This is a genomic window from Candidatus Rhodoblastus alkanivorans (assembly GCF_022760755.1).
Lineage (GTDB): Bacteria > Pseudomonadota > Alphaproteobacteria > Rhizobiales > Beijerinckiaceae > Rhodoblastus > Rhodoblastus alkanivorans.
This window is the reverse complement of sequence record NZ_JAIVFP010000001.1, coordinates 103,003-126,608: the sequence shown is the minus strand read 5'-3', so window position 1 is coordinate 126,608 and position 23,606 is coordinate 103,003. Positions and strand designations below refer to the sequence as shown.

At 66.1% G+C, this 23,606-nt stretch carries 26 protein-coding genes and 1 tRNA gene; 5 read left to right on the top strand and 22 right to left on the bottom strand.

Annotated features, from left to right (window positions below):
- Window positions 1-316 precede the first annotated feature (316 nt).
- The 5 genes from K2U94_RS00540 (at window position 317) to K2U94_RS00520 (ending at window position 5,027) form a co-directional block, all read left to right on the top strand.
- A tRNA-Arg gene (locus tag K2U94_RS00540) sits at window positions 317-393 on the top strand.
- 262 nt (window positions 394-655) lie between these two features.
- Complete coding sequence (locus K2U94_RS00535; RefSeq protein ID WP_243065349.1) at window positions 656-1,369, top strand: hypothetical protein; 714 nt, start codon at window positions 656-658, stop codon at window positions 1,367-1,369.
- 12 nt (window positions 1,370-1,381) lie between these two features.
- Entirely contained in the window at window positions 1,382-2,578 is a 1,197-nt protein-coding gene (locus K2U94_RS00530; protein WP_272884829.1) for a helix-turn-helix domain-containing protein, read from the top strand.
- Between the two features lie 236 nt (window positions 2,579-2,814).
- A complete protein-coding gene (locus tag K2U94_RS00525) occupies window positions 2,815-3,990 on the top strand; it encodes a Fic family protein (protein ID WP_243065347.1) in 1,176 nt (391 codons plus the stop codon).
- 107 nt (window positions 3,991-4,097) lie between these two features.
- On the top strand, window positions 4,098-5,027 hold the full coding sequence (locus K2U94_RS00520; protein ID WP_243065346.1) for a LysR family transcriptional regulator: 930 nt from the start codon (window positions 4,098-4,100) through the stop codon (window positions 5,025-5,027).
- Here K2U94_RS00520 and K2U94_RS00515 read toward each other — a convergent pair.
- The 22 genes from K2U94_RS00515 to K2U94_RS00410 form a co-directional block, all read right to left on the bottom strand.
- Window positions 4,991-5,248 carry a DUF2274 domain-containing protein gene (locus K2U94_RS00515; RefSeq protein ID WP_190260857.1) on the bottom strand — a complete coding sequence of 86 codons (258 nt, stop codon included), beginning with the start codon at window positions 5,246-5,248 and terminating at the stop codon, window positions 4,991-4,993. The two genes, K2U94_RS00520 and K2U94_RS00515, sit on opposite strands and share 37 nt — an antisense overlap.
- Entirely contained in the window at window positions 5,245-6,447 is a 1,203-nt protein-coding gene (locus K2U94_RS00510) for a TraB/TrbI/VirB10 family type IV secretion system protein (RefSeq protein WP_243065345.1), read from the bottom strand. Before K2U94_RS00510 ends, K2U94_RS00515 begins: the two co-directional genes overlap by 4 nt.
- A complete protein-coding gene (gene trbG / locus K2U94_RS00505; RefSeq protein WP_243065344.1) occupies window positions 6,444-7,517 on the bottom strand; it encodes a P-type conjugative transfer protein TrbG in 1,074 nt (357 codons plus the stop codon). The genes K2U94_RS00510 and trbG overlap by 4 nt, the downstream gene beginning before the upstream one ends.
- On the bottom strand, window positions 7,514-8,203 hold the full coding sequence (gene trbF, locus K2U94_RS00500) for a conjugal transfer protein TrbF (protein WP_235704439.1): 690 nt from the start codon (window positions 8,201-8,203) through the stop codon (window positions 7,514-7,516). The genes trbG and trbF overlap by 4 nt, the downstream gene beginning before the upstream one ends.
- A 3-nt stretch (window positions 8,204-8,206) precedes the next feature.
- Window positions 8,207-9,556 carry a P-type conjugative transfer protein TrbL gene (gene trbL, locus K2U94_RS00495; protein ID WP_243065343.1) on the bottom strand — a complete coding sequence of 450 codons (1,350 nt, stop codon included), beginning with the start codon at window positions 9,554-9,556 and terminating at the stop codon, window positions 8,207-8,209.
- Window positions 9,553-9,879, bottom strand: a complete 327-nt coding sequence (trbK-alt, locus tag K2U94_RS00490; protein WP_243065342.1) for a putative entry exclusion protein TrbK-alt — start codon at window positions 9,877-9,879, stop codon at window positions 9,553-9,555. Before trbK-alt ends, trbL begins: the two co-directional genes overlap by 4 nt.
- A gap of 9 nt (window positions 9,880-9,888) precedes the next feature.
- Entirely contained in the window at window positions 9,889-10,626 is a 738-nt protein-coding gene (gene trbJ / locus K2U94_RS00485; protein WP_243065341.1) for a P-type conjugative transfer protein TrbJ, read from the bottom strand.
- Complete coding sequence (gene trbE / locus K2U94_RS00480) at window positions 10,626-13,061, bottom strand: conjugal transfer protein TrbE (RefSeq protein WP_243065340.1); 2,436 nt, start codon at window positions 13,059-13,061, stop codon at window positions 10,626-10,628. The genes trbJ and trbE overlap by 1 nt, the downstream gene beginning before the upstream one ends.
- A gap of 7 nt (window positions 13,062-13,068) precedes the next feature.
- Entirely contained in the window at window positions 13,069-13,344 is a 276-nt protein-coding gene (locus K2U94_RS00475; protein WP_243065339.1) for a VirB3 family type IV secretion system protein, read from the bottom strand.
- On the bottom strand, window positions 13,344-13,685 hold the full coding sequence (locus K2U94_RS00470; protein WP_243065338.1) for a TrbC/VirB2 family type IV secretion system protein: 342 nt from the start codon (window positions 13,683-13,685) through the stop codon (window positions 13,344-13,346). Before K2U94_RS00470 ends, K2U94_RS00475 begins: the two co-directional genes overlap by 1 nt.
- Window positions 13,682-14,695 (bottom strand): P-type conjugative transfer ATPase TrbB, encoded by a 1,014-nt coding sequence (trbB, locus tag K2U94_RS00465; RefSeq protein WP_243065337.1) that lies wholly within the window; start codon window positions 14,693-14,695, stop codon window positions 13,682-13,684. The genes K2U94_RS00470 and trbB overlap by 4 nt, the downstream gene beginning before the upstream one ends.
- A gap of 187 nt (window positions 14,696-14,882) precedes the next feature.
- Window positions 14,883-15,329, bottom strand: coding sequence for a CopG family transcriptional regulator (locus K2U94_RS00460; protein WP_243065336.1), 447 nt, complete (start codon window positions 15,327-15,329; stop codon window positions 14,883-14,885).
- A gap of 7 nt (window positions 15,330-15,336) precedes the next feature.
- Window positions 15,337-17,319, bottom strand: a complete 1,983-nt coding sequence (locus tag K2U94_RS00455) for a conjugal transfer protein TraG (protein ID WP_243065335.1) — start codon at window positions 17,317-17,319, stop codon at window positions 15,337-15,339.
- 41 nt (window positions 17,320-17,360) lie between these two features.
- Window positions 17,361-19,100 carry a relaxase/mobilization nuclease domain-containing protein gene (locus K2U94_RS00450; RefSeq protein WP_243065334.1) on the bottom strand — a complete coding sequence of 580 codons (1,740 nt, stop codon included), beginning with the start codon at window positions 19,098-19,100 and terminating at the stop codon, window positions 17,361-17,363.
- Window positions 19,093-19,458, bottom strand: a complete 366-nt coding sequence (locus tag K2U94_RS00445) for a hypothetical protein (RefSeq protein ID WP_243065333.1) — start codon at window positions 19,456-19,458, stop codon at window positions 19,093-19,095. The genes K2U94_RS00450 and K2U94_RS00445 overlap by 8 nt, the downstream gene beginning before the upstream one ends.
- Complete coding sequence (locus K2U94_RS00440; protein ID WP_243065332.1) at window positions 19,455-20,171, bottom strand: lytic transglycosylase domain-containing protein; 717 nt, start codon at window positions 20,169-20,171, stop codon at window positions 19,455-19,457. The genes K2U94_RS00445 and K2U94_RS00440 overlap by 4 nt, the downstream gene beginning before the upstream one ends.
- A 4-nt stretch (window positions 20,172-20,175) precedes the next feature.
- On the bottom strand, window positions 20,176-20,511 hold the full coding sequence (locus K2U94_RS00435) for a DUF736 domain-containing protein (protein ID WP_243065331.1): 336 nt from the start codon (window positions 20,509-20,511) through the stop codon (window positions 20,176-20,178).
- Window positions 20,512-20,545: 34 nt separating this feature from the next.
- Window positions 20,546-21,091: a S26 family signal peptidase gene (locus K2U94_RS00430; RefSeq protein ID WP_243065330.1), complete on the bottom strand. Its 546-nt coding sequence runs from the start codon at window positions 21,089-21,091 to the stop codon at window positions 20,546-20,548.
- Entirely contained in the window at window positions 21,088-21,606 is a 519-nt protein-coding gene (locus tag K2U94_RS00425; RefSeq protein WP_243065329.1) for a DUF2840 domain-containing protein, read from the bottom strand. Before K2U94_RS00425 ends, K2U94_RS00430 begins: the two co-directional genes overlap by 4 nt.
- Window positions 21,603-21,857, bottom strand: coding sequence for a hypothetical protein (locus K2U94_RS00420; protein ID WP_243065328.1), 255 nt, complete (start codon window positions 21,855-21,857; stop codon window positions 21,603-21,605). Before K2U94_RS00420 ends, K2U94_RS00425 begins: the two co-directional genes overlap by 4 nt.
- Window positions 21,854-22,492, bottom strand: a complete 639-nt coding sequence (gene parA / locus K2U94_RS00415; RefSeq protein WP_243065327.1) for a ParA family partition ATPase — start codon at window positions 22,490-22,492, stop codon at window positions 21,854-21,856. Before parA ends, K2U94_RS00420 begins: the two co-directional genes overlap by 4 nt.
- Window positions 22,489-23,598 (bottom strand): replication initiator protein A, encoded by a 1,110-nt coding sequence (locus K2U94_RS00410; protein ID WP_243065326.1) that lies wholly within the window; start codon window positions 23,596-23,598, stop codon window positions 22,489-22,491. The genes parA and K2U94_RS00410 overlap by 4 nt, the downstream gene beginning before the upstream one ends.
- Between the last annotated feature and the right edge of the window lie 8 nt (window positions 23,599-23,606).

Sequence of the window (23,606 nt, the reverse complement as noted above, 5' to 3'; positions counted from 1 at the left end):
CCCATAGGCTAAACAGGGATCGAAGCACCCGTAGCTCAGCTGGATAGAGCGCTGCCCTCCGAAGGCTGATGTCAAGGGTGTTTCGTGAGTGAGTAACTGAAGAAAGGTTTGTGAAAACAGTAGCTTGAGTAAACCTGCAGACGCCGCCAAACCCCGAAAAATTTTCGCGTAAGCACCGCGTAAGCAGTTTTCGGAGAACGGGGGCGGAACAGCGGATAGTGGGGCGTAGTCGCCCGGCGGCCGCGATGTAGGATTGGTTAGTGAAGGCCGAATCCGTTGACCCTCATAGGTCGGTCGGGCTAGGCAAAATTGAGATGCACCCGTAGCTCAGCTGGATAGAGCGCCACCCTCCGAAGGTGGAGGCCACACGTTCGAATCGTGTCGGGTGCGCCAATTCTGTTCAAAGGCAGGAGCGCTGATCCTGCCGGACAGGACGATGGCGAGCGTGCGTGCGATAGGCCCTACGCTCCCGACCCCCAGCAAAAACGTGCGCGATCGATCATGTCACCGATCTGGCGGATCACCTCCGCATCGGGCTGCCTGATGAGCAAGGTCCATCCGGCTCTAGATCCGCAAATTATGTCCGCTTCGTTCTTGCCGTGCGCAAAATTTTGTGTCAATAATCAGCTCTGAGGCAAATTTCGGGGGCTGGCCCATGACTGCGGACGAGATCAAGGCGCGCATTGTCAGCACCTTGCCACGCGACCTGTTGATCGACCTTTTCGATACGGCTGTCGCGCGGGCGCGTCAGGCCCATGAACTCATCCGCGACAACACGGACCTTACCGGGCGTAGCGCTCGCGGCTTGGAGGGGCAGGCCCGTTTTCGGCTAATGGAAAAGGGCTTTCAGGATGCGTGCGAGTTGCACGGAGGGATGCGGTTAGAAGGGGATCTGATCCCCGGCACGGATCTTCGTTACTATCAGCCGTTCATGCGCTTCGGGGGCGATCAGCCTGGTGTCCTGCTCGGTTTGGCATCGATGCCGGAGCCGAAGGAGTTGCCGACCAAGAACCAATCCCGGCTCGCTGGCGTGACGCTTAACTACCGCCTGACGCCGCGTCTGGACCTAGAAGGCGACGGCGGCACGGCAAAGCCGGGCGACATCTTCGTCCTGTTCCTGTTCGCCCGCGACCCATCGCAGGGCGGTCGCCTTCAGGAAGTCGCGATCGGCGTCATCGACGCCGGGTATCAGGGTTTCCTTGCATACGAGACGGTTGAGACGTTCATGGGAGCCTATGCTCCGCCCTCAACGGAGTCGGGGCCCGCGCCGGAGAGCCAGCCGCTCGTCACGTTGAAGAAGACGCCCAAGGCTTTCAGGCCACCGGAGCAGCCGGATTCTGGCGAGATGGCCAGCGACCCGGCGGAATAGACGGCGACGGTCATGCCAATCGGTACACCAGGCTTTGAGCCCGGCCGCCTGACGGAGGCCAGGGCAGCTAGACGGATTCCAAGCATGTCTGCGCTTGCGCGGGCGATGAGCTTGAATCCGAGCACAGTGTCACGTTGGGAGGACGGAAGCTCGGCACCTGACCCGGAGACGCTGACCCGTCTGGCTGCGTTCCTTGGGGTGCGGCCGGAATTTTTCTTTCGGCCTGAGCATGTCTCAGCGCGGCCGACGTTCCTCCGATCGCTTTCATCCACGCTGGTCCGTGATCTCCAATACCAGAGCGCGCAGATGCGTTGGCTGCAAGAGATTAGCCACGCCGTCGAACACTATGTGGACCTGCCCGCCGTCGATATTCCAGACGTGATGGCCGGCGCGAGCTATCACCAGCTGCGCGACGAAGACCTTGAGCGGATCGCGCTCGATTTGCGGCGCCATTGGCGCCTCGGCGATGGCCCTTGCGGGGATATGGTGCCGTTGCTTGAGCGCTTCGGCTTCATTGTCGGTGTCATCGAAATGGGGACGGTGAAGCTCGACGGGCTGTGCAGTTGGTCGCCTATCGATGACAGACCGCATATTCTGCTCGCGAGCGACAAGATGTCCTTTGCGCGCCGGCAGATGGATGCCGCGCATGAAATGGCACACGCGATCCTCCACCGAAATGTTACCGAAGAACAGCTAAAACGAGACCTGAAGCTGATCGAGACGCAGGCGTTTCGGTTGGCCAGCGCTTTCCTGCTTCCCTCGACCACCTACCCGGTCGAGATGCGTTTTCCCTCGCTCGCAACGATGGTGACGGCGAAGGAGCGTTGGCGCGTGTCGATCAAAGCGCAAATCAAACGTCTGGCCGATCTCGATGCTATCCCGGGCGACTTCGCCACTCATCTCTATAAGCTCTACTCCGCCAAGGGGTGGACGAAGGAAGAGCCATTCGACCGCCAATGGACGCCCGGCGAACCTCGGGTGCTTCGGGATGCGCTCCACCTGATTGTCGATGAAGGTGTCAGGTCAAAGTCGGATCTGCTCGCGCTCGAATTCACGATCCCGGCGGGCGACGTCGAGAATCTGACGGGCCTGCCGCCAGGCTGGTTCATTCATGAGGCGGCGACGGTAGTCCGTCTCAAGCCCAACCCTGGCCAGGCATCTGGGGGGTCGGAAACTGGAGAGGTAATTTCGTTTCCGCGGAAGGGGTAACGGCGCGCTTGTTTCGCGTAGCCGGGATACCCAAGCTTCGTCGTGCAAGGTGTGCTTCCGCGTGGTTGAGAAGTGTCGCGCTTGTCGGAGGCGACGGTCATCACACTGTAAGGCCCACCCAACTGGCCGCCCGTGCAAGGGTAGTTTCACGGCGGTAATCTTGAATTAGCCCCACCAGCTATTAAGCTGTATGGCGATATGCTTTAATAGCAGCAAAGCTAATTAAAGGATCGCTTGTGACGAACGGAGAGAACCAAAGGCTCGGGGCCTATGTCGAAACGAGCGCGGGAGGCGAGCGCGTGCGCGCCTATCTGCCTGCCCCACTGCCGCCGAATCCGCCGCTCGAACTCGGGCGGTTCATGCGGGTCTACGAACGCGCCATCGCCGCGGTCGGGCGTCTCGACGGCGTGACGACGATCCTGCCCTCGACGCCTCTGTTCCTCTACATGTACGTCCGCAAGGAAGCCCTGCTGTCCTCTCAGATCGAGGGGACGCAATCCTCGCTGTCGGATCTGCTGCTGTTCGAAAATCATGAAGCGCCGACGGTCGAACTCGACGACGTGACCGAGGTCTCGAACTACGTCGCGGCGATCGAGCATGGCGTCTCCCGGATGCGCGGCGGATTTCCCCTGTCGCTCCGGCTGATCCGCGAAATGCACGCTATCCTGCTCAAGTCGGGACGGGGCGCTGCAATGCAACCGGGCGAGTTCCGCCGCTCGCAGAACTGGATCGGCGGAACCCGGCCCGGCAACGCGCTGTTCGTGCCGCCGCCGCCGAACCGGCTGGACGAATGCCTCGATGCGCTCGAGCGCTTCCTGCACAGCGAGGATGCGGCGCTGCCCCCGCTCATCCGGGCGGGCCTGGCCCACGTCCAGTTCGAGACGATCCACCCCTTCCTCGACGGCAACGGGCGCCTGGGCAGGCTGCTCATCACGCTGATCCTGTGCGAGGCGGGGGTGCTGCGCGAGCCGATCCTCTATCTCAGCCTGTTCCTGAAATCCCGGCGCGACGACTATTACCGGCTCCTGCAGGAGGTCCGCCAGGCTGGGACCTGGGAGACCTGGATGGAGTTCTTCCTGACCGGCGTCGCGGAGACCGCTGAACAGGCCTCCGCGACGGCGCGCGATCTGATCGCCATGTTCGAGGCTCACCGACAGCAGATCGTCGGCCTCGGCCGCGCGGCCCCATCCGCGCTCCGCGTCCACGAATTGATGCAAGCCAGCCCGATCGTCACCATCCAGACTGTTTCCGAAAAACTTGCGGTCTCTTTCCCGACCGCCAGCACGGCGCTGGAAAACCTCGCCAAGATCAACGTCGTGCGCGAGACCACGGGACGGCAGCGCGGCCGGATCTACGCCTATTCGGATTATCTGGCCTTGCTCGATCGCGGCACGGATCCGTTGCCGGCATGACGCGCCGGGGGAAATCGAAACCAAGCGCAACGTATATCGAGATGGAGGCGAACAGGGAGGGGCGGCAAAGTTTGTAGGAGGCGTCGGCGCGTAGGCGGGCCGACGATGTGAACGGCGTGGAAATAGAGCTTCGTGATTTGCGTTTGGCGCTCGTAACGTCACAGCACCGCAGCCTGCGACAGGCGGCGGAAGCTCTGAACATACGCCAATCGACCCTGAGCCGCCGGCTGCACGAGATCGAGCGCCAGCTCGGCGTGGTGTTGTTCGAAAGGACGAATGGCGGCACCCGCCTCACCACAGTGGGGCTGGAGTTCGTCGCGAGCGCCAAGCGGATACTCGATGACGTGGATACGGAACTCCAGCGGCTCAGGAGCAGGAGCCGTGGCGAACTTGGCCTGCTGGCGATCGGCGTTCATGCCTCCCCTTCGGCAGGGAACATGCACACGACGCTGGTCGAATACCATCGGCGCTTTCCGGATGTGGATGTGCGCACGGTCGATGGAAGCCATGAGCGGCTGCTTTGCGCCCTCGCGGGCAACGCCGTCGATGTTGCGATCATGACCGGCCAAGCGACGGCGTGGGACGGCCGCGTGCTTCCATTATGGAGCGAGCGGGTGATCGTGGCGTTCCCCGAGCATCATGCGCTTGGCCAAAATCCGAGGATTCGCTGGGCGGATCTTGCAAATGAAAAGTTCCTCGTCCCGCAGCAAGGCCCTGGACCGGAATTGGAAGGGCTGCTCACAGCGAAGCTTCGTCATGCGGTGGGCTCCCAGCACATCGTCCATCAGGACGCTTCACTGGACAGGCTGCTGAGCCTGGTCAGTGCGAATTATGGAACGCTCCTGATGTTCGAGGGCGCAACGGGGGGCCGCTACGAAGGCGTCGTCTACCGGGAGGTCTGGGACGACGACGGTCCGACCCAAGTCAAATTCATGGCCTGTTGGCGAGATGCGAACAGCAATCCCGCGCTGGGATCGTTCCTGGCGATGTTGCGCGAACACTATCCCGACTTCTCGGCCGAACCGCCTGCGACCTGAGCGGCCCGATCGCGACGCGCCTTGGCGAAGGCGCGATCGGTCGCCATGAATCGCTCGATCATCGGCACGATGAGCTTCGAAGGCTCGGGCGCCGTTTGGCCGCTCGTCCGGCCGAGCACCTGAGCATAGGCGACGAGATCGCGATGCACGGCGGCGGGCAGTTCGACGCTCATCTTGACCGGCTTGTCGTCGGCCAGCGGCCCGAGTTTAAGCTTCGTCATGGAGTCCCTCCGTGGCCGTAGGGTGCCAGCACCAGATCGCGCGTGACGATGACACGAACCGGGAAGCCCGGTCGGATAGTGAGCGTCGGCTGGATGTTGAGCTGGCGCTGCACTATCTGCTGGCCGGTCTGGCTGATCGAGTTCGAAGCGCCCGAGCGGATCGCCTGGACGAGATTGTTCTCGTTCTGGCTCGTACCGGCTTCGGCGCCGACGCTCAGGAGGGTCGAGAGGACGGCGGCCTTGAACAGCATGCTCCAATGGTTATCGACCTCGTCTTCGAGCCCCGCATAGCCTTGGGTATCGGCGCCCGGCTGTCGTTCCAGCACGATGGAATTGCCGTCCGGCATGATGATGCGCGTCCAGACGAGAAGGATGCGGCTCTGACCGAAGGCGACCGAGCTGTCATATTGACCGATCAGCTTCGCGCCCTGCGGGATCAACAGGTATTGCCCGGTCGGGCTGTCGTAGACGGCCTCCGTCACCTGGGCGGTGATCTGGCCCGGAAGATCGGAGCGGATGCCGGTGATGAGCGCCGCAGGGATCACGGTTCCCGCCTGCACGACATAGGGCGAAGCCTTGGCTTCGAGACGGTCGGGGCTGACCGTTCGCTTGTCCGTCGCGGCGTTGAGAAACGCGGTCTTGCGATCCTGCATGTTCTGCGCAGACCCAGCATCGACGGGTGGCGTGGGTGTCGGACCGCCCTGTGTCGCCGTCGCCGGCGGAGCCACGAGGCCGACCGGCTGCGGCTGCTGATTGGTCTGGGCGAACAGGCGGCTTACGCGCGCTGCCTCGGTCTCCTGAGCCAGCCGCTGCGCCGCGGGATCGGGCGTGGTTGCCGAAACGCTGGTATTTGGCGCGGCGCCGGCATTCAGGATGGGTTTGCCGAGATCTCCGGGCAACGGCGGCCCAAGCGGGGGCGCCTGGCGCGGAAGGCCGGTATAGTCTTTCGGCAGTCCGGCAAGCCCCTCGGCCGAGGGGCGGCTTTGGGTGCTGAGCAACTCCTGCCCCGTCTGCGACCTGTTCCGGGTCTGAAGTGCGTAGCCGAGAGCGCCCGCGATCGCGAGGGCCGACACGGCGCCGAGCGTGATCAGCACCTTGCGCGAGAGGCGCGTGACGCGCGGCCGCTCGCCCCGGAGCCGCAAATCGGGCGGCACGACAGGCGCTGGCGCCGGCGCTTGTTCTTCCGGTTCGTCCGTCATGACCGCGGCCTTCCATCGGTGCGCACGATGCGGACGCGACGCTCACTATCCTTGTCGCCGAGACGAAGTTCGGCCGCGGCGAACAGGCGGTCGACGATGTAGTAGTTGGCGCGAACGCGATAGTTCACCAGCTCGGAGCCGCCGGCCGGACCGATGACGAAGAGCGGCGGCATTTCGCCCTGGCGGATGCCGGACGGGAATTCGATGTAGACCTTCTGGCCGTCGTCGAAGGCGCGCAACGGCCGCCAAGCGGGATTGTCACCCTCGATCGCATAGCGGAAGTTGATCGCGGCCAGATCGACGCCGGTGGCGATCGGCGCGGCTGTTTCAGCCGCCGCATTTTGCTGGCGCAGCGCGATGAGCTGGTCTTCGGGATATTGCCAGGAGACCGACGCCATATAGGTCTTCTCGGTCGAGCGCAGCTCCAGGAGATAGGTGCGCCGATCGGTGTTGATGACGAGGTTCGTCACCAGGTCCGGTCGGGTCGGCTTGACCAGGATGTGGACCTTCTTGGTCGGACCAGCACCGCTTTCGGTGTCCCCGATAATCCAGCGCACGGTGTCGCCGGCGGCGACCGGCCCCGTGCCGACGAGCTGTTCGCCTTCCTGCAGGGCGATGTCGGTGATCTCGCCGGGCGCCGTGTAGGCCTGGTAGAGAGCGCCCGCCGAATAAGGATAGACCTGCACGGCGTTGATGAAGCCGTTGCGATCGGGCTGCACGCGCGCGGCAGCGTTGGCGCGATCGACGCGCACTTCGGGATTGGGAGATTGTGGCGGCTCTTTTCCGCCGTTGAGTGGCTTCAACTGCCCGGGCAGCGGCAAGGGCTTCGGCAGCTCGACGATCTTGACCGGTGCCGGGGGATCGACGGTGAGCTTCGCGGGCACGGCGGTATCGTAGTTGATGTCGGGCGGAATGAACTTGTGGGCGCAGCCGCCGAGCGCCGTCACGGACAGCAGCAGAGCCGCGAAGCCGGCTTTACGGAAAGGCGCAAAGCCACCCTTCTGGCTCGGTTGAGAGACTGAAAGACGTGAAGCCGGACCGCCGGCTTCCATGGAAATCGGCGGGGTCATTGTCCCAGCTCCTTCGACCAGTTGATGGCAGTGACGTAGATGCCGAGCGGATTCTTGCGGAGCACGTCGGCGGAGGTTGGCGGCTGGATCGCGACGGTGAGGATCGCGGTCCAGCGTGAGGTCTCGGCGAGCGCGCCGTCCTGATAGCGGTGCTCGACCCATTCCACGCGGAAGCTCGACGGGGAGGCGCGGATCACGCTCGAGACGTCGATGGCGATCTGCTGGTGGCCGAGCTTGGCGAAGGGATCGTTGGCGCGGGCATAGTCGTTGAGCGCCTGCGAGCCCGAGGTGGTCGTGAAGTCGTAGGCCTGGAGCCAGTTCTGCCGCACGATGATCGGATCGGCCGGCAGCGAGCGGACCATCTCGATGAAATGGGCGAGATACCAGGCGATCTCCGGATCGCTCGGGGCATAGTCGGCCGTGGCCGGCGCGACAGCCTGAGCCTGGCCGAGCTTGTCGACCTGCACCACCCACGGGACGATGCTGCCGTGGGTGGACTGCCAGACCAGGCCACCGGCCAGACCCATCGAAAGCGCGAGTGAGCCGAAGGCCATCAGCCGCCAGTTTTTCGCCTGCACCCGAGCCGAACCAATTCGCTCATCCCAAGCTTGGGCGGCGCGCTGGTAGGGGGTCTCGGGTTCGGGGGTACGGCCGTAGCGGACCGTGGATCGGCGAAAGAGCGCCATTGTCTATTCTCCCGAAAGATCGACGGAATGGCCGCCGCCGTGGCTGTCACCGGACCTGAGGACGTGCGCCGCGGTGGTCGCGCCCTGGTGGATCGATTGATTGCGACGCATCCGCTGCGCCCAAGCGGGAGGACTGGATCCACTCGAACTCGGCGTAGGGGCGGCCGCCTCGCCGCCGCCGACCGTTCCTTTCGTCGAGGAGCCGCCCGTGGCCGCAAAACTGGACCTCGCACCGGCGGCGAAGCTGTCGCGCATCGAGCCCGCGGCCTGAGCCGCCGCGCGCCGCATTGGCGCTGAGGCCGCCGCCGCTGCGGCCCAACCGACACCGCCAAGACCCGCGGCCATGCCCGAAGTGCCCGACCGGCCGGCGGAGGCCAGGCTGTAGGCGGAAGAGGCGCCACCGGCCATCGCCGCACCACCACGGGCCGCGGCCGCCGTCCCCGACGCAGCCGCCATCGCTCCCCTTCCGGCCAGGCCAAGCGCGCCAGCGCCGGCCATGGCAGTGCCGGCGACGGCAAGGCCGGTGCCGACGGCAGCGCCCGCGCCGAGTTGCGGCGCGCCGGAGACGAGACCCGTGGCGATGCCGGGCCCAAAGATGCCGAGGCCCAGCATGGCCAGCGCCGCGAGCACAACGGACAGGGCCTCCTCGATGGTCGGCTGGCCGCCGGCATAGGTCTGGGTGAACTGCGAGAAGAGGCCGGTGCCGATGCCGACGATGACGGCGAGCACCATGACCTTCACGCCGGAAGCGACGATGTTGCCGAGCACCTTCTCGGCGAGGAAGGCGGTTTTGTTGAAGAGAGCGAAGGGAATGAGGATGAAGCCGGCGAGCGTCGTCAGCTTGAACTCGATCAGCGTGACGAAAAGCTGCACCGCCAGGATGAAGAAGGCGATCAGCACCAGCAGCCACGACACCATCAGGACCGCGATCTGGACGAAATTCGCGAAGAAGCTGGTGAAGCCCATCATCTGGCTCGCCGCGTCGAGCAGCGGTTGGCCGGCGTCGAGACCGACCTGGGCGAGATGGCCTGGCTGCAGAAAGGTGGCGGTCGAGATCGTCGAGCCGCCGGCCTTCAGGCCCAGCCCGGCGAAACTGTTGAAGACGATGGCCGACAGGTTGTTGAAGTTGGTGATGATGAAGGCGAAGAAGCCGATGTAGAGGGTCTTCTTCACCAGGCGCTGGAGAATGTCTTCGTCGGCGCCCCAGGCCCAGAACAGGCCCGCCAACGTGATGTCGATGACGATCAGCGTCGAGGAAAGATAGGCGACCTCGCCCTTGATCAGGCCGAAGCCGGAATCGATGTAGGTCGTGAACGTGTTGAGGAAGGTGTCGATGACGCCGACGTTGTTCATCGCGCATCTCCCGAAGTGGTGGTGGCCGGCGCGACGGCGCCCGGGGGCGATGGCGGCAGCGGCCGCGCCGGCCTGCCGAAGAAGCGCCGGCGGTTCTCCTCCCAGACCGCCTCGCAACGCGCATCCACGGCATCCTTGGGACCGAGCGCGCTGCACCGCCGCAGCTCGGCCGTGAGGTCATCGGTTGCTGGAGCGGGGACGGTCGGAAGGGGCTCGACAACGGGCGTCGAGGGATGCCGGTTGATCGCGAAGAGGGTCGCGGCGAAGCACGCGATCAGAGCGACGATCGCGGCGGCGCGGAAGATGTCCGACCGGCCCAGCATCAGCGCGCCTCAGTTGCCGCTGAACATGGTGACGCTGCCGGGCTGATAGCCGCTGCGCGTCGAGAAGGTCTTATAGTTCTGCTGGCCTTGCGCCTCGGCGGCGGCGACGCGCGCCTGCTCCAGCGCGTCGGCACGGCCCTTCGCCGACAACACGGCGACGACGTCGGAGAGCTGCTGGGATTGCAGGGCCAGAAGCTGGTTGCCGGCCTGCGCCGCTTGGAGCGCGCCGGTCGCATTCTGGCTGGCCGACACGAGCGAGGTCATGGCGCTGGAATTGGTCGGGATATTGCCGACCACGCCCGCCTGAACCTTCAGGCTGTCCTCGAAAGCCGCGACCGAATTTTGCCAGCGCTGCTGAGCATTGGCGACCATCGTCGTGGTCGAGCCCATGCCCGCTGCGCTGCCATAGCTGGTCGAATAAGCCTGCTCGATGCGCTGGACGTTGAAGGCGATGTTTTGCGCTTGACCGAGCAGCGACTGGGTCTGTGCGATCGACGACTGAAGCTGGGTCAGCGTCGACATCGGCAGGTTGGCGAGATTGCGCGCCTGGTTGACCAGGCTCGTCGCCTGATTGGTCAACATCTGGATCTGGTTGTTGATCTGCTGCAGCTCGCGCGCCGCCGTCAGCACGTTCTGGCTGAAGTTGGTCGGGTCGTAGACGATCCATTGCGCCGAGGCCGGCGGCACGGCGACGGCCAGGGACAGCACGACGGCGCTTGCCGCCGCCAGATGGCGCAGCTTGATCATTATGACGTCTCCAGGTTGGTCAGCTCGGGAATGAGATCGGCGGCCCAGCGAAGCTCGCGATCGGCGAGCCAGGTGGGCGTAAAGGCCTCACGGCCGCTCTCGGCGATGACGCGCTCGATTGCGGCGTGGTCTTGCTTGGATGACGCGGCGCAGAAGGCGAGCGCGACCGGCCCGAGCCCCAGCTCGAAGAGGCGATTGCCACGGCGGGATTGGCAGTAGTAGTCGCGCTTTGGCGTCGCCCGCGCGAGGATCTCGATCTGGCGATCGTTGAGGCCGAAGCGACGATAGATCGCCGTGATCTGCGGCTCGATCGCGCGTTCGTTCGGCAGGAAGATCCGTGTCGGGCAGCTCTCGACGATCGCGGGGGCGATGTTGCTACCGTCGATGTCGGAGAGCGATTGGGTGGCGAAAACGACGGAGGCGTTCTTCTTGCGCAGCGTCTTCAGCCATTCGCGGAGCTGCTGCGCGAACGCCGGATCGTCGAGGACGAGCCAGCCCTCATCGATGATCAACAGCGTTGGCCGACCATCGAGTCGGCCCTCGATGCGATGGAACAAATAGGTCAGCACGGCGGGCGCCGCGTCGGCGCCGATCAGTCCTTCGGTCTCGAACGCCTGCACCGACGCTGTGCCGAGCTGCTCGCTCTCGGCGTCGAGCAACCGACCGGAGGGGCCACCGACGCAGTAGGGCTGGAGTGCCTGCTTCAGCGCCGTCGATTGCAACAGGACGGCCAGGCCAGTGATCGTGCGCTCGCCCACTGGAGACGACGCGAGCGACGTCAGCGCCGACCAGACATGCTCCTTCGCGGTCGGATCGATCGTGACGCCTTCCTTGGCAAGGATGGACGTCACCCATTCCGCCGCCCAGGCGCGCTCGGCCGTATCGTCGATTCGCGCCAACGGTTGCAGCGAGACCGAATGCTCCGACCCGGCCGACAAGCTACCGCCGAGGTCGTGCCAGTCGCCCCCCATTGCGAGCGCTGCGGTGCGGATCGAGCCACCGAAATCGAAGGCGAAGATCTGGTTGTTCCGGTAGCGGCGGAACTGCATTGCCATCAGGGCCAGCAGCACGGACTTGCCCGCGCCGGTCGGGCCGACGATCAGCGTATGGCCGACGTCGCCGACATGGAGGCTCAGCCGGAACGGCGTGGACCCCTCGGTCTTGCCGAACAGCAGCGGCGGCGCCTGGAAATGCTCGTCGCGTGCCGGCCCGGCCCAGACCGCTGAAAGCGGGATCATGTGGGCGAGATTCAGTGTCGAGACCGGGGGCTGGCGGACGTTGGCGTAGGCATGGCCGGGGACGGAGCCGAGCCAGGCTTCGAGCGCGTTCACCCCTTCCGGCATGCAGGTGAAGTCGCGGCCCTGGATCACTTTCTCGATGAGGCGCAGCTTCTCCGCCGCGATGCCGGCGTCTTCGTCCCAGACGGTGACAGTGGCGGTGACATAGGCTTGGCCCACATCGTCGGAGCCCAGCTCCTGAAGCGCGAGGTCCGCGTCGGCCGCCTTGTTGGCCGCATCGCTATCGACCAGCGTCGAGGCCTCGTTGGTCATCACCTCTTTGACGATGGCGGCGATCGACTTGCGCTTCGCGAACCATTGCCGCCGGATCTTGGTGAGCAGCTTTACCGCCTCGGTCTTGTCGAGGAGGATCGCACGGGTCGACCAGCGATACGGAAAGGCGAGCCGGTTCAGCTCGTCGAGGATGCCGGGATGAGTCGTGGTCGGGAATCCGACCACGGTGAGTGTCCGCAGATGATGGGCGCCGAGCCGCGGCTCAAGTCCGCCGGCGAGCGGCTCGTCAGCGAGCAGCGCATCGAGGTGCATCGGTGTCTCGGGGACGCGCACGCGCTGCTGCCGCGTCGAGATGGTCGAGTGAAGGTAGGTCAGCGTGTCGCCGTCATCGAGCCAGGCGACCTCGGGCACGAATCCCTCGACCAGTTGCAGGACGCGGTTGGTTCGATCGACGAAGCCGTGCAGCAGCTCCCACGGATCGACACCTGTCTGCGACCGGCCTTCATAGAGCCAGCCTTCCACCCGAGAGGCGTCCTCGGCCGGCGGGAGCCAGACGAAGGTCAGGAAATAGCGGCTCTCGAAGTGGGCGCCTGCCTCCTCGAAGGCGTCCTGCCGTTCGAGATCGACCAGGGCCGATGCCGGATCAGGAAACGTCGAATGGGGATAGGTCTGGGCGGCGATCCGCTGCGCCTCGACGAAGATCGCCCAGCCGGAGCCGAGCCGCCGCAGCGCGTTGTTCAGCCGTGCGGTGACGCCTACCAGCTCGGCCGGCGTCGCGCTGTCGAGGTCCGGTCCGCGAAAACGGGCGGTGCGCTGGAACGAGCCATCCTTGTTGAGGACGACACCCTCACCGACGAGAGCGGCCCAGGGCAGGAAGTCGGCTAGGCCTGCAGGACGATGGCGGTATTCGGCAAGGTTCAGCATGGCGGCCTCAGACCCCCAGATGTGCGGGGTAGCGAAGGTGCCTGCGCACCACGTCGACGAATTGCGGGTCGCGTTTCGCCGCCCAGACGGCGGCGGCATGGCCAACTGCCCAGATGAGCGCGCCGGGGATCCAGAGCCGGAGGCCGAGCGCGATCGCCGCCGCCAGCGTGCCGTTGGCGATCGCGACGGTCCGCGGCGCCCCGCCCATCAGGATCGGGTCGGTGAGCGCGCGATGGACCGGCGCGAAGAAGCCGGGCACGTCGGGATCGACGATCGCGGTCATCAGATCAGCGCTCCGCCGGAGAAGCTGAAGAACGAGAGAAAGAAGCTCGACGCGGCGAAGGCGATCGAGAGGCCGAACACAATCTGGATCAGCCGCCGGAAGCCGCCCGAGGTGTCGCCGAAGGCGAGCGTCAGGCCGGTCACGGTGATGATGATCACCGAGATGATCTTGGCGACAGGGCCCTGCACCGACTCTAGGATCGAATTGAGCGGTGTCTCCCACGGCATCGAAGAGCCGGAGGCATAGGCGGCGGGCGCCAAAGCCAGTGTGAGCGTGGTCAGCGTGACCAGCTCGACGAGGCGGCGGCGGGAATGGCGAGCGATGGCGCGAACGCGGTTCATGATAGGTCTCCGAGGGACAAGGGGCCGCCGCCCGCCCCGGCGGACTGGAGGCAGTAATCGCCGGTGGCGGGATCGAGGCCGGCGACGAGAGCGAGTTCTGAGAGGCGGCGCTCCGAGCCGCGGCCGCGCAGCACCGCGACGAGATCGATGGTCTCGGCGATCAGCGCCTTGGGGACGGTGACGACGGCTTCCTGGATAAGCTGTTCGAGGCGACGGATCGCGCCGAGCGCCGTGCCGGCATGGATGGTGCCGATCCCGCCGGGGTGGCCGGTGCCCCAGGCCTTGAGTAGGTCCAGCGCTTCAGCGCCGCGGACTTCGCCGATCGGGATGCGGTCGGGCCGAAGGCGCAGCGAGGACCGGACAAGGTCCGACAGTGAGGCGACGCCATCCTTGGTGCGCATCGCGACGAGGTTCGGCGCGCGGCATTGCAGTTCGCGCGTGTCCTCGATCAGCACCACGCGGTCGGTCGTGCCGGCGATCTCGGCCAAGAGCGCGTTGGTGAGCGTCGTCTTGCCCGTGCCGGTGCCACCAGCGACGAGGATGTTCTTGCGCGACGCGACCGCCCCACGCAGCAACGCCGCTTGACCAGCGGTCATGGTGCCAGCGATGACATAGTCGTCGAGGGTGAAGACGGCGACGGCGGGCTTGCGGATGGCGAAGGCCGGCGCCGTGACGACGGGCGGCAGCAGCCCCTCGAACCGCTCTCCCGTCTCGGGCAGCTCGGCCGAGACACGCGGACGCTCCGCGTGAACCTCAGCGCCGACATGGTGCGCGACAAGGCGCACGATCCGCTCGCCATCGGCGGCCGACAGTGTCCGACCGCTATCCTCAAGGCCGCCGGAGAGCCGATCGATCCAGAGCCGGCCGTCGGGATTCAGCATCACCTCGACGATCGACGGGTCTTCGAGAAAGGCGGCGATGGCCGGGCCGAGCGCGGTGCGCAGCATGCGCGCACCGCGTGAGAAGGCCTCGGAATGGAGCGGAGCAGCCGTCACGATGGTCCCCGTCATTGGCCAATCGCGACACGCGATTGGCGACGGGGATGATTAGAAAAGGCAACAAATAGGGCGATTCAACAAGTATTCAGATGGCGTAGGGGGCAAGCGTATTGGAGAGAAAAAATACTTGCTGGGTGCGGTAGCTCGTCAGTGGAGACAACGTCGTTCGTGATGTCTCCGAGCGATCCTGTATTGGAAACTACGACTCGCGGGCGACGCTGGCCGATACGTCGGAAACGTCGTCCGGAATCTCTTGGCGCAGCTTCGGCCCTTCGTTGAGGCGTCGACCAAGCGTGGCGACAAAAGCGTCGTAGCGCGCTCCGGCCTGCGCTCGCGCGGCCTTGGCCGCCGGTTCGGGAAGCGGCGGCGTGGTGTTGAGCCAAAAGCGGATGAACAGCGCCAGCGTCTCGACACCGATTCCGACATCACGCTCGAGCCGCGCCAGGCGGCGGTCCTGCTGGTCGAGCCGTTTGGCGATCGCCGCCTCCTTCCGCTCGTCCGCATCTGGCGACAGGAACGAGGCGATCGCGGCTTCGGCGATCAGCGACATCGATTGGTCCCGACGCGCGGCATAGGCAGACAAGGCCTGCATGACATCCGGATCGAGATAGACCGAGAGCTGAGCCTTCTTCTTCGCCATGGCCATGCGCGCCTCACATGCCGAGGTCGTCGCCCGGATCGAGCGACGCCTGCCGCGCAAGGCCCTGCATGAGATCGTTCATGCGACCGATCCGCGGCGCCTCCTCCTCCATGTCGTCGGGTTGGTCGAGCACGAATTCATTCTCGATCGGCGCCTGCTTCTCGACCGTTCCTTGGCTGAGCTCCGGCTGCTTCCGGCGATCGGCGTTCTTCGGATTCTCATCGTCGGCGTCCTCGCCATCGGCCGCCGCTGGCGACGGTGGCCGGGGCGGCAAAGGGCGCGAACTCCAGTCGTCGGGGCGCCCCTCCTTCGGCCGCGCCGGGACGAGCGGCGCCACGATCCGCTCCTGAAACCGTCCATCCTCGTAGTAGCGGGCCTTCTTCGCCCGGATCGGATGGACACCCGACACCATGACGATCTCGTCAGTGGGTGGGAGCTGCATGACCTCGCCGGGCGTCAGCAATGGACGCGCGGTCTCCGAGCGCGACACCATCAGATGCCCGAGCCAAGGCGACAGCCGGCTCCCGGCATAGTTCTTCATCGCCTTCATCTCGGTCGCGGTGCCGAGCGCATCGCTCACCCGCTTGGCCGTCCGCTCGTCGTTGGTCGCGAAGCTGACCCGGACGTGGCAGTTGTCGAGGATCGAGTTGTTGGGGCCGTAGGCCTTCTCGATCTGGTTCAGCGACTGGGCGATGAGAAAGCTCTTGATGCCGTAGCCCGCCATGAAGGCGAGCGCCGACTCGAAGAAGTCGAGGCGACCGAGCGCCGGGAACTCGTCCAGCATCAGGAGGAGCCGGCGTCGCCCGACCTTGGCCTGCAGGTCCTCGGTCAGCCGCCGGCCGACCTGATTGAGGATCAGGCGGATCAGCGGCTTGGTCCGGTTGATGTCGGACGGCGGCACCACGAGGTAGAGCGTAGTGGGCCGCTCGCCGGCGACGATGTCGCCGATGCGCCAGTCGCAGCGCCGCGTCACCTCGGCGACCACGGGATCGCGATAGAGGCCGAGGAATGACATGGCCGTGCTCAGCACGCCGGACCTTTCGTTGCCAGACTTGTTCAGCAGCTCCCGCGCGGCAGAGGCGACGACAGGATGGACGCCGGCTTCGCCGAGGTGCGGCGTTCGCATCATGGCGGAGAGCGTCGACTCGATCGGTCGCTTGGGATCCGACAGGAAGGACGCAACGCCGGCCAGCGTCTTGTCCTCTTCGGCATAAAGGACGTGCAGGATGGCGCCGACCAGCAGCGCGTGGCTGGTCTTCTCCCAATGGTTCCGCTTTTCCAGGCTGCCTTCGGGGTCGACCAGGATGTCGGCGATGTTCTGGACGTCGCGCACCTCCCACTCGCCGCGCCTGACCTCGAGCAGCGGATTGTAGGCCGAAGACTTCGCGTTGGTCGGATCGAACAGCAGCACGCGACCATGCTGGGCGCGGAAGCCAGCGGTGAGCTGCCAGTTCTCGCCCTTGATGTCGTGGACGATCGCCGAACCTGGCCAGGTCAGCAGCGACGGGATGACGAGGCCCACGCCCTTGCCGCTTCGGGTCGGCGCAAAGCACAGCACATGCTCGGGGCCGTCGTGGCGGAGATAGCTGCGTTGATAGCGGCCGAGCACAACGCCATCGGGACCGAGCAGGCCGGCCTCCTCGATCTCCTTCGGTTGCGCCCATCGTGCGGAGCCGTAGGTCTCGGCATTCTTCGCTTCGCGAGCCCGCCAAACCGACATGCCGATGGCGACGGCCGCGGCGATGATCCCGCCAGACGCGGCGATATAGGCGCCCTCAATGAAGATCGAGGGAGCGTAGGCGTCGTAGGCGTACCACCACCAGAAGAAGGCCGGTGGCAGATAGAACGGGAAATGCAGAATCTCGAACCAGGGACGGCCGAGTTCGGGCTGAAAGCCGAGCCGCCAGGCGGTCCATTCCGTCGCGGTCCAGATCGTCAAGAGGACGATCCCGAAGACGGTGATGATCTGGCCCCAGAGTATCTTCGTCGCCGACATACCGGTCGTCCTTTCCTGAGATCGATGATGGGAGGCGGCGCTCACAGGCCAAGTCCCCGATTGCGGCCGAAGCCCCAGTCGACGCCGCCATCATCGCGGGCGACGCCGGAGACGTGGCGGCCGAGATGCTTCTCAAGCGATGGGGTCCAGGGCACGAGCCGAAAGCCGAGGCCGTCGTCGATCATGGCGAACCGGCCGGAGGCGAGCGCAAAGCGCTGACGGTATGATCCGGCGACGTACTCGCCGGAGGCGGCCTGGTTGAAGGTCTGGCCCGTCTCGGCCGCAAGCCGCTCGCCCAAGGCTTCGACTTCCCGGCGGCGGAGCGTGCCGATCAGGCCCTGGGAGAAGGTGATGCCCCGCGCCTGTCGCTCGGCCAGCCCTTGGTCGATGAGCTGGTCGGCCCGCCGCTCCAGCGCATCGCGGATCTCGGCGCCGAAGCCCGTCTGGCTAAGGTCGACCGGATCACGCGAGACCGCTTGACGGTCGAGCCAAGTCGCGCCGCTGGCCGTCACCTGATCCTCGATGGCGAGGTCCGACCGCACGGCGAGCGCGACGCGGCGACGCCCTTGCGCGTCGTCGAACTTCCTCAGCTCTACGATCGAGCCGGGCGCGCTGTCGCCGGTGGCGTCGAGGTCGGGGAATTTGATGTGGTGGGTGCGGCCGTCGACGCCGTCGATGACGGCATAGGCGGTGCCTTTCAACTCGTCGTCGAGGCCGCGATCGACCAGCCGACCGATGACGGGCACGTCGAGGCTCTCGCCGGCGAGCACATAGCTCCCGGCCGCGCGCTCGATACCGTGCTCTCGCAAGCCCCGATGTATCCGCTTGATGATGTCGCCGCGCTCGCCGAGTTCACGGAGCGTGGTCTCGGCCGCCTCGTCCATCGTCCACTGGCCGGCTCCGATCTGATGGGCGAGGCCGAGGCTCTCCAGATGCCCCAGGCGGCCGACCTTCAGTGAATGGAACGGGTCCGGCTCCTGGCCCGGAGAGGGCGCAACGTCGATGACGCCATGTCGGCCGCCGTCACGGATGAGCTGGCGGTCGAGCTGGGTCCAGCGCTCGGCCTCGACCTGACGCTCGAGCGCTTGGTGGATATCGAGGTCGCTCCGCAGCCCCAGCTCCCGCGTGACCAGGTCCTGGGCGCGGGCGCGCATCCCCTCCTTGATGTAATCGCGGGAGATGACGAGGTCTTGGCCGTCGTCGGCAACGCCGCGCACGATGATGTGGACGTGCGGATGCTGCGTGTTCCAGTGATCGACGGCGACCCAATCGAGCTTGGTGCCGAGGTCCTTCTCCATCTGGCCGACCAGCTCCCGGGCATAGCCCTTGAGGTCGGCAATCTCCGGCGCGTCCTCGGGTGAGACGATGAACCGGAAGTGATGCCGATCCTTTTCGCACCGTTCGGCGAAGGCCTGGGGGTCGGCGTCCTCGGTCTCCGGGCCGAACAGCCGCGCCTTGTCCCCGTCCCGGGTGACGCCCTCGCGCCGGAGGTAGCCGAGATGTGCGCCGAGCGGCGCCGCCCGGGCGGTGTGGCGCACGACGCGGGCCTTCACCGTCACCAGGCGCGAGCGGCTCGTCAGCAGATGGTTCGCCCGGACAGCGGCGATACGGCCGCGGCCGAAGGTCGAGCGGTTGGAGCTTCTGAGCAGACCTTGCCGCGATACGCCGCCGCCGGCGCGCTGGGCGGCGGCGAGCGCCTGGGCGATGAAAGGCTTTGCCCGCTGACTGCGCGAAGAGCGGATACGGCCTGGCCGGGGCTGGAAGTCGTTCTCCTCAGCCATCGCCGGCCCCGGCAATGTGCGAAAAACAGAGGGTGGGCAATGCGTTGACGGCGCCGCGCACCTTGCGCGCCGGGGCAGCACGTTGCGCGATCGACGAAAAACACAAGCAAAAACAACCGACCGACAGAGCCGCACCTTGCGGCCTTTTATCTGGCCCTCTGTCGGTCGGTTCCTGCACGCCTCCCCTGTCCGCCCTTCCTTCTTCCCGGAAGGACGCTGCGCCGCGCCAGCCTGCGAAACCGCATCCGAGAGCCCCGGGGTAGCCTATCGAGACGCCGAACGCCGTCGCGCCGCCAAGGAAGGCGCATGCGGGCCGAAGCAAGAGCGCGGCGTGATTGCGGGGCAGCAGCACCATCATCGCTTCGGTCCCGCTGCTGAAACTGAGACGAACAGACCGGTGGATTGCGGCGCGATGGCGGAGAGATCGTGCACCGCGACGACGGCCGACGTGTCGCTCGGCGGCTGCTTGGATGTCGCGCGATCGGCAGGTTCAGCGCTTGCCGGCCGCGTTATGAACAGCGGCGCTTGCATCCAGGACAACGGACCGGAGGCCGCCACGAGGACAGGCCCATCGATCGCGCCGTCCCCGACAAAAGGGACGAGCGCCGCGACATAAGCGACCGTCTCGGCCGGCAACGGGCGGTGCCTATCGCGATAGTCTTCGTAGCGACCGGGTCCGGCATTGTAGGCCGCGAGGAAGCCCGGCGATCCGTAGCGGTCGTGCATTTCGCGCAGGAAGGCCGCGCCCGCGAGGATGTTGTCGTGTGCATCGAACGGATCGCGACCAAGACCGTACCGAGCGCGCAGCGCCGCCCAGGTGTCGGGCATGAGCTGCATCAACCCGATCGCCCCCTTGGGCGAGATCGCGCGCCGATCGCCACGGCTCTCGACCCGCATGATCGCCCGTATCCACGCCGCCGGAATGCCGAAGCGCTGGGCCGCCTCCGCGATGAGCCCCGCATAGAGATCGCTCGGCGCGTGCAGCTCGATCCGAGCGGTCTGAGCGTGAGCGACGACGGCGGGCATGCCGAACGCCGTCGCCCCGACGAGCATGATGAGAGCGGCCCGCATGCGCTCAATCCCGCTGGCCGCGCTTGGGCGGGCGGTTCCAGTTCAGCACCCACGCAGACTTGTCGTCGCCGGACTGGAAGAGATTGGCGCGGATCGGCTGATGCAGCGCCGGGTCATCGATGACGAGCGAGACGTATTCGCCTGCCTTTTCGCCGGTGCGTTTCCAGCCCGCGCCGATTTCCGGGCCGTCGGCATCGCCAAGGTGGACCCGAAAGTCGGGCGCATTCTCGGCATCGGAAGATTCGGCCGGAACGAGGGAGAGGTCGCGGTAGAAGAAGAGCGTCTGAATGCGTCCGGTGAAGCCGGATTTGTCGCGGGTGAAGTGACCGATCTGCGCCATGGGAACCTCCTGGGTTGGCGGGTTTGGAAGCGGATCAATCGGTGGCGGCGCGCCATACGAAGCGGCCGTCGCCGGCTTCGTCGGTCCACAACGGGACCGCGCGCGCGACGATCGAAGCGGCGGGGAGCGGGCCGAAATAGCGGCCATCCAGGCTGTCCGGCACGGTGGGGTTCATGAGGAAGACCTCGCCCGGCCGCAGCACGCGGCAGCCGCTCCAGCGCGGCAGTGGACGGCGGAGGTGATCGCGGTCATGAGCGACGCCGACCTCGACCTGATCGACGGTGACGACGTCGCCGTCCCGACAAACGGTCTGTCCGGGTAGCGCAATGACGTGCTTGAGCAGCGGCACGCCCTTGGGCAGGAAGCCGCCGTCGGCGAGGTAGCTCGCAATCGGCTCGGGTGGGCGCACGACGACGAGTTCGAGCGTGTGGAGCGTACCGAGTGGATGCAGCGCATAGAGCCCGGTCGGGGTGCTTGCCGTGGCGTTCCAGATCAGCCGTGGCGCCGGGTGGAAGAACGCGAGGGCGCCGATACCGAGCATCGCGAAGTACGTCGTCATGACGTAGCCGAAGCGGGTCATGGCGCGACGCTCCGGCGCTTGAGCCAGGCGGCATGTTGCGCGCGCGTGTAGGCGCGCGGCTCATGCCCAGCAGCGAGGCGGTTGTGGAGGTGACGCCAGTATTCCGGCGCGGCGTCAGCGGGATCGATGTCGAGCGCTTCGACCGCATCGATCGCCTGCAACACGCGCTCGACCTTCGGCCAGCCATCGACGCGGAGCAGGATCTCGCCGCCGGGGCGGACAAAGGGCAGCGTCTGATAGCGGACGCCGGGCTCGACCGCGCGCACGATGTCCATGCGCGAGACGATCGTGCCGAAGTCGTTCGACGCCCAACGCACGAAGGCGAAGATGCTGCCCGGCTTGAAGCTGGAGACGCTGCGGCGGCGATCGACGATCTTCTCCTCGGCGCGCCGGCCGAAGCGCAGCCAATGCTCGATCGTCTTCTCGATCCAGGTCAGCTCGACATGGGTCAGTGCGACGGTGCGCCGATGCGACGGCGGCACGACGCGCGGCGGCGACTGCTCGTTGTCGTTCATGAGGACTCTCCGGGATCGGCGGGGAATTCGCGTGAGAGGAGGTCGCGGAGCATGTCGGCGACGGTGATGCCGCGCCGGAAGGCGGCGACCTTGATGCGGCCGCGCAGCGCCGGGGTGACGTCGATCGTCAGCCGTGCGCTGAAGGCGGAGGTGTCTTCCGACCGTCTGGCGTTCGCTTCAGGGGCCTTGATCCAATTCTCGGCGTCGCCGGGTCGGGATGCGAAGCCACGTCTGGTGGACCGTTCGCTCACGGCGCGATCCTCGCGACCTCGGCGGCCATCGCGGCGATCTCGCGCGCGGCGACGCCCTGCTGCGCCAGTTCGAAGACCAGGCGGCCCGATTGCGCGGCGTCGGCGAAGACGACGCGCTGGCCTATCGTGCTGGCGAGCACCGGCGGATCGTGATCGGCCAAGGTCTCGGCCGTCTCGCGGGCGATGACAGTGCGGGCGCCGCAACGATTCAGCACGAAACGCGCGGCGAGCTGCGGGCGGTAGATGCGCGCCTCGCGCAGCAGGCCGAGCATCTCGGCGGAGGCCCAGCCATCGAGCGGCGACGGCTGGACAGGGATCAGCACCAGATCGGCAGCGAGCAGCGCCGAACGCATCAGCCCGGCGACGCGCGGCGGACCGTCGATGACGATGTGGTCGACAGTGCGCGCGATCTCGGGCGCCTCGCGGTGGAGCGTGTCGCGCGCGAGGCCGACGACGCCGAACAGCCGTGAGACGTTTTCCCTTGCCCGCTGCTGCGACCAATCGAGCGCTGAACCCTGGGGGTCGGCGTCGATCAGCGTGACGCGCTTGCCATGCAGCGCCCATTCGCCGGCGAGGTGCAGCGCGAGCGTCGTTTTGCCGACGCCGCCCTTCTGGTTGAGGAGGGCGACGATCATCTCTTCCCTCCCGGCTTGCGGCTGAAGGGCAGCGACGGCTGTCGTTGTGAGGGCTCGAAATTCGGTCCGCAGACGCGTTTGTCCGCCGATCGCGCGGGCCAACAACAAGAGTTAGATTCTGAGTTAGACTCTAAGTTAAGGCCGGGAATCGTATTTTCGGGCCAGAGGGTTAGCTGCGGTTTGCACTCCCGAAGTCCCGATAGACGCACGCCTGAAGTCCCGATAGCGGGAACGCCCGAAGTCCCGACCGCATTCACAGCGATATCCACAGGCCCTGTGGATAAGCCGGCAGGCAGGATGCGCAGCATCTCGCGCCGGCCATCGCGCTCGACGCGCAGCCGGTAGCCGGGGAGCGGCTGGCGCGCGGAGATCCGGCGGAGATCGAAGGCGAAGTCGGCGAGCTTGGCGAGGCTGCCGGATTTTTCGTGTAGGTGCGCGAGCTCGAACAACCAGCCTCGGGGCTGGCGGCCGGCGTGTTTGCGGGCGACGCGATAGAGCCACCGCTCGATACCGCCGGTGAGGCGGAAATAGGCCGGGTCGATCGTGAGAACGAGCGAGCGGTCGACGATGCCGCGATAGAACCAGTCGGGAAGGACGAACTCCATCCCCTCCACGCGACCGTCGCGCGTCGTGCATTCCTCCCACTCGTTGATCCAGGAGAACTGGTGTCGCCGCCAGTGCTCGCCGTTGCGAATCGTCGTGCGGATGACGGTCGACTGCAGGCGCGCGAGCGCGCACTTCAGGAGCTTGTAATCGCGGGAGCCGGTTTGACGGCCGATCGCGGTCAGGAGCTGATAGGGCGTGAAGCGCAGAAAGCGCGATGTCTTGAAACCAAGGTTTTCGGCCTCGACGATCTGGCTCGCCGCCCAGATAAGGACATCGGCGTCCCAGATGGTGGCCATGCCGAACTCGAGCGCCGCGTAGACCTCGACGCGGACGTCGCCGGCTTGATAGAGAATGGGGGTCGTGCGCCTGGCTTTGGCCAGCGAGAAGAACGGCCGCTCCATCAGGTCGCGCTGGTCGCGCGGACTGGCGTCGCCGGTGGCGACGACGAACGGTTCGAGCTTGCTCCGTTCGCTGGCGGTGATGAGGCGGCGCGACGACATCGGCGAGC

Coding starts and splice junctions, on each gene's coding strand:
- K2U94_RS00470 (WP_243065338.1), bottom strand. CDS start 13,685: ATGAACCGCGTTCGCGCCATCGCTCGCCATTCCCGCCGCCGCCTCGTC.
- K2U94_RS00450 (WP_243065334.1), bottom strand. CDS start 19,100: ATGGCTGAGGAGAACGACTTCCAGCCCCGGCCAGGCCGTATCCGCTCT.
- trbK-alt (WP_243065342.1), bottom strand. CDS start 9,879: ATGCTGGGCCGGTCGGACATCTTCCGCGCCGCCGCGATCGTCGCTCTG.
- parA (WP_243065327.1), bottom strand. CDS start 22,492: ATGATCGTCGCCCTCCTCAACCAGAAGGGCGGCGTCGGCAAAACGACG.
- K2U94_RS00515 (WP_190260857.1), bottom strand. CDS start 5,248: ATGACGAAGCTTAAACTCGGGCCGCTGGCCGACGACAAGCCGGTCAAG.
- K2U94_RS00425 (WP_243065329.1), bottom strand. CDS start 21,606: ATGAACGACAACGAGCAGTCGCCGCCGCGCGTCGTGCCGCCGTCGCAT.
- trbJ (WP_243065341.1), bottom strand. CDS start 10,626: ATGATCAAGCTGCGCCATCTGGCGGCGGCAAGCGCCGTCGTGCTGTCC.
- K2U94_RS00535 (WP_243065349.1), top strand. CDS start 656: ATGACTGCGGACGAGATCAAGGCGCGCATTGTCAGCACCTTGCCACGC.
- trbG (WP_243065344.1), bottom strand. CDS start 7,517: ATGACCCCGCCGATTTCCATGGAAGCCGGCGGTCCGGCTTCACGTCTT.
- K2U94_RS00475 (WP_243065339.1), bottom strand. CDS start 13,344: ATGACCGCGATCGTCGATCCCGACGTGCCCGGCTTCTTCGCGCCGGTC.
- trbE (WP_243065340.1), bottom strand. CDS start 13,061: ATGCTGAACCTTGCCGAATACCGCCATCGTCCTGCAGGCCTAGCCGAC.
- trbL (WP_243065343.1), bottom strand. CDS start 9,556: ATGAACAACGTCGGCGTCATCGACACCTTCCTCAACACGTTCACGACC.
- K2U94_RS00460 (WP_243065336.1), bottom strand. CDS start 15,329: ATGGCCATGGCGAAGAAGAAGGCTCAGCTCTCGGTCTATCTCGATCCG.
- trbF (WP_235704439.1), bottom strand. CDS start 8,203: ATGGCGCTCTTTCGCCGATCCACGGTCCGCTACGGCCGTACCCCCGAA.
- K2U94_RS00530 (WP_272884829.1), top strand. CDS start 1,382: ATGCCAATCGGTACACCAGGCTTTGAGCCCGGCCGCCTGACGGAGGCC.
- trbB (WP_243065337.1), bottom strand. CDS start 14,695: ATGACGGGGACCATCGTGACGGCTGCTCCGCTCCATTCCGAGGCCTTC.
- K2U94_RS00440 (WP_243065332.1), bottom strand. CDS start 20,171: ATGCGGGCCGCTCTCATCATGCTCGTCGGGGCGACGGCGTTCGGCATG.
- K2U94_RS00430 (WP_243065330.1), bottom strand. CDS start 21,091: ATGACCCGCTTCGGCTACGTCATGACGACGTACTTCGCGATGCTCGGT.
- K2U94_RS00435 (WP_243065331.1), bottom strand. CDS start 20,511: ATGGCGCAGATCGGTCACTTCACCCGCGACAAATCCGGCTTCACCGGA.
- K2U94_RS00510 (WP_243065345.1), bottom strand. CDS start 6,447: ATGACGGACGAACCGGAAGAACAAGCGCCGGCGCCAGCGCCTGTCGTG.
- K2U94_RS00445 (WP_243065333.1), bottom strand. CDS start 19,458: ATGATGGTGCTGCTGCCCCGCAATCACGCCGCGCTCTTGCTTCGGCCC.
- K2U94_RS00455 (WP_243065335.1), bottom strand. CDS start 17,319: ATGTCGGCGACGAAGATACTCTGGGGCCAGATCATCACCGTCTTCGGG.
- K2U94_RS00410 (WP_243065326.1), bottom strand. CDS start 23,598: ATGTCGTCGCGCCGCCTCATCACCGCCAGCGAACGGAGCAAGCTCGAA.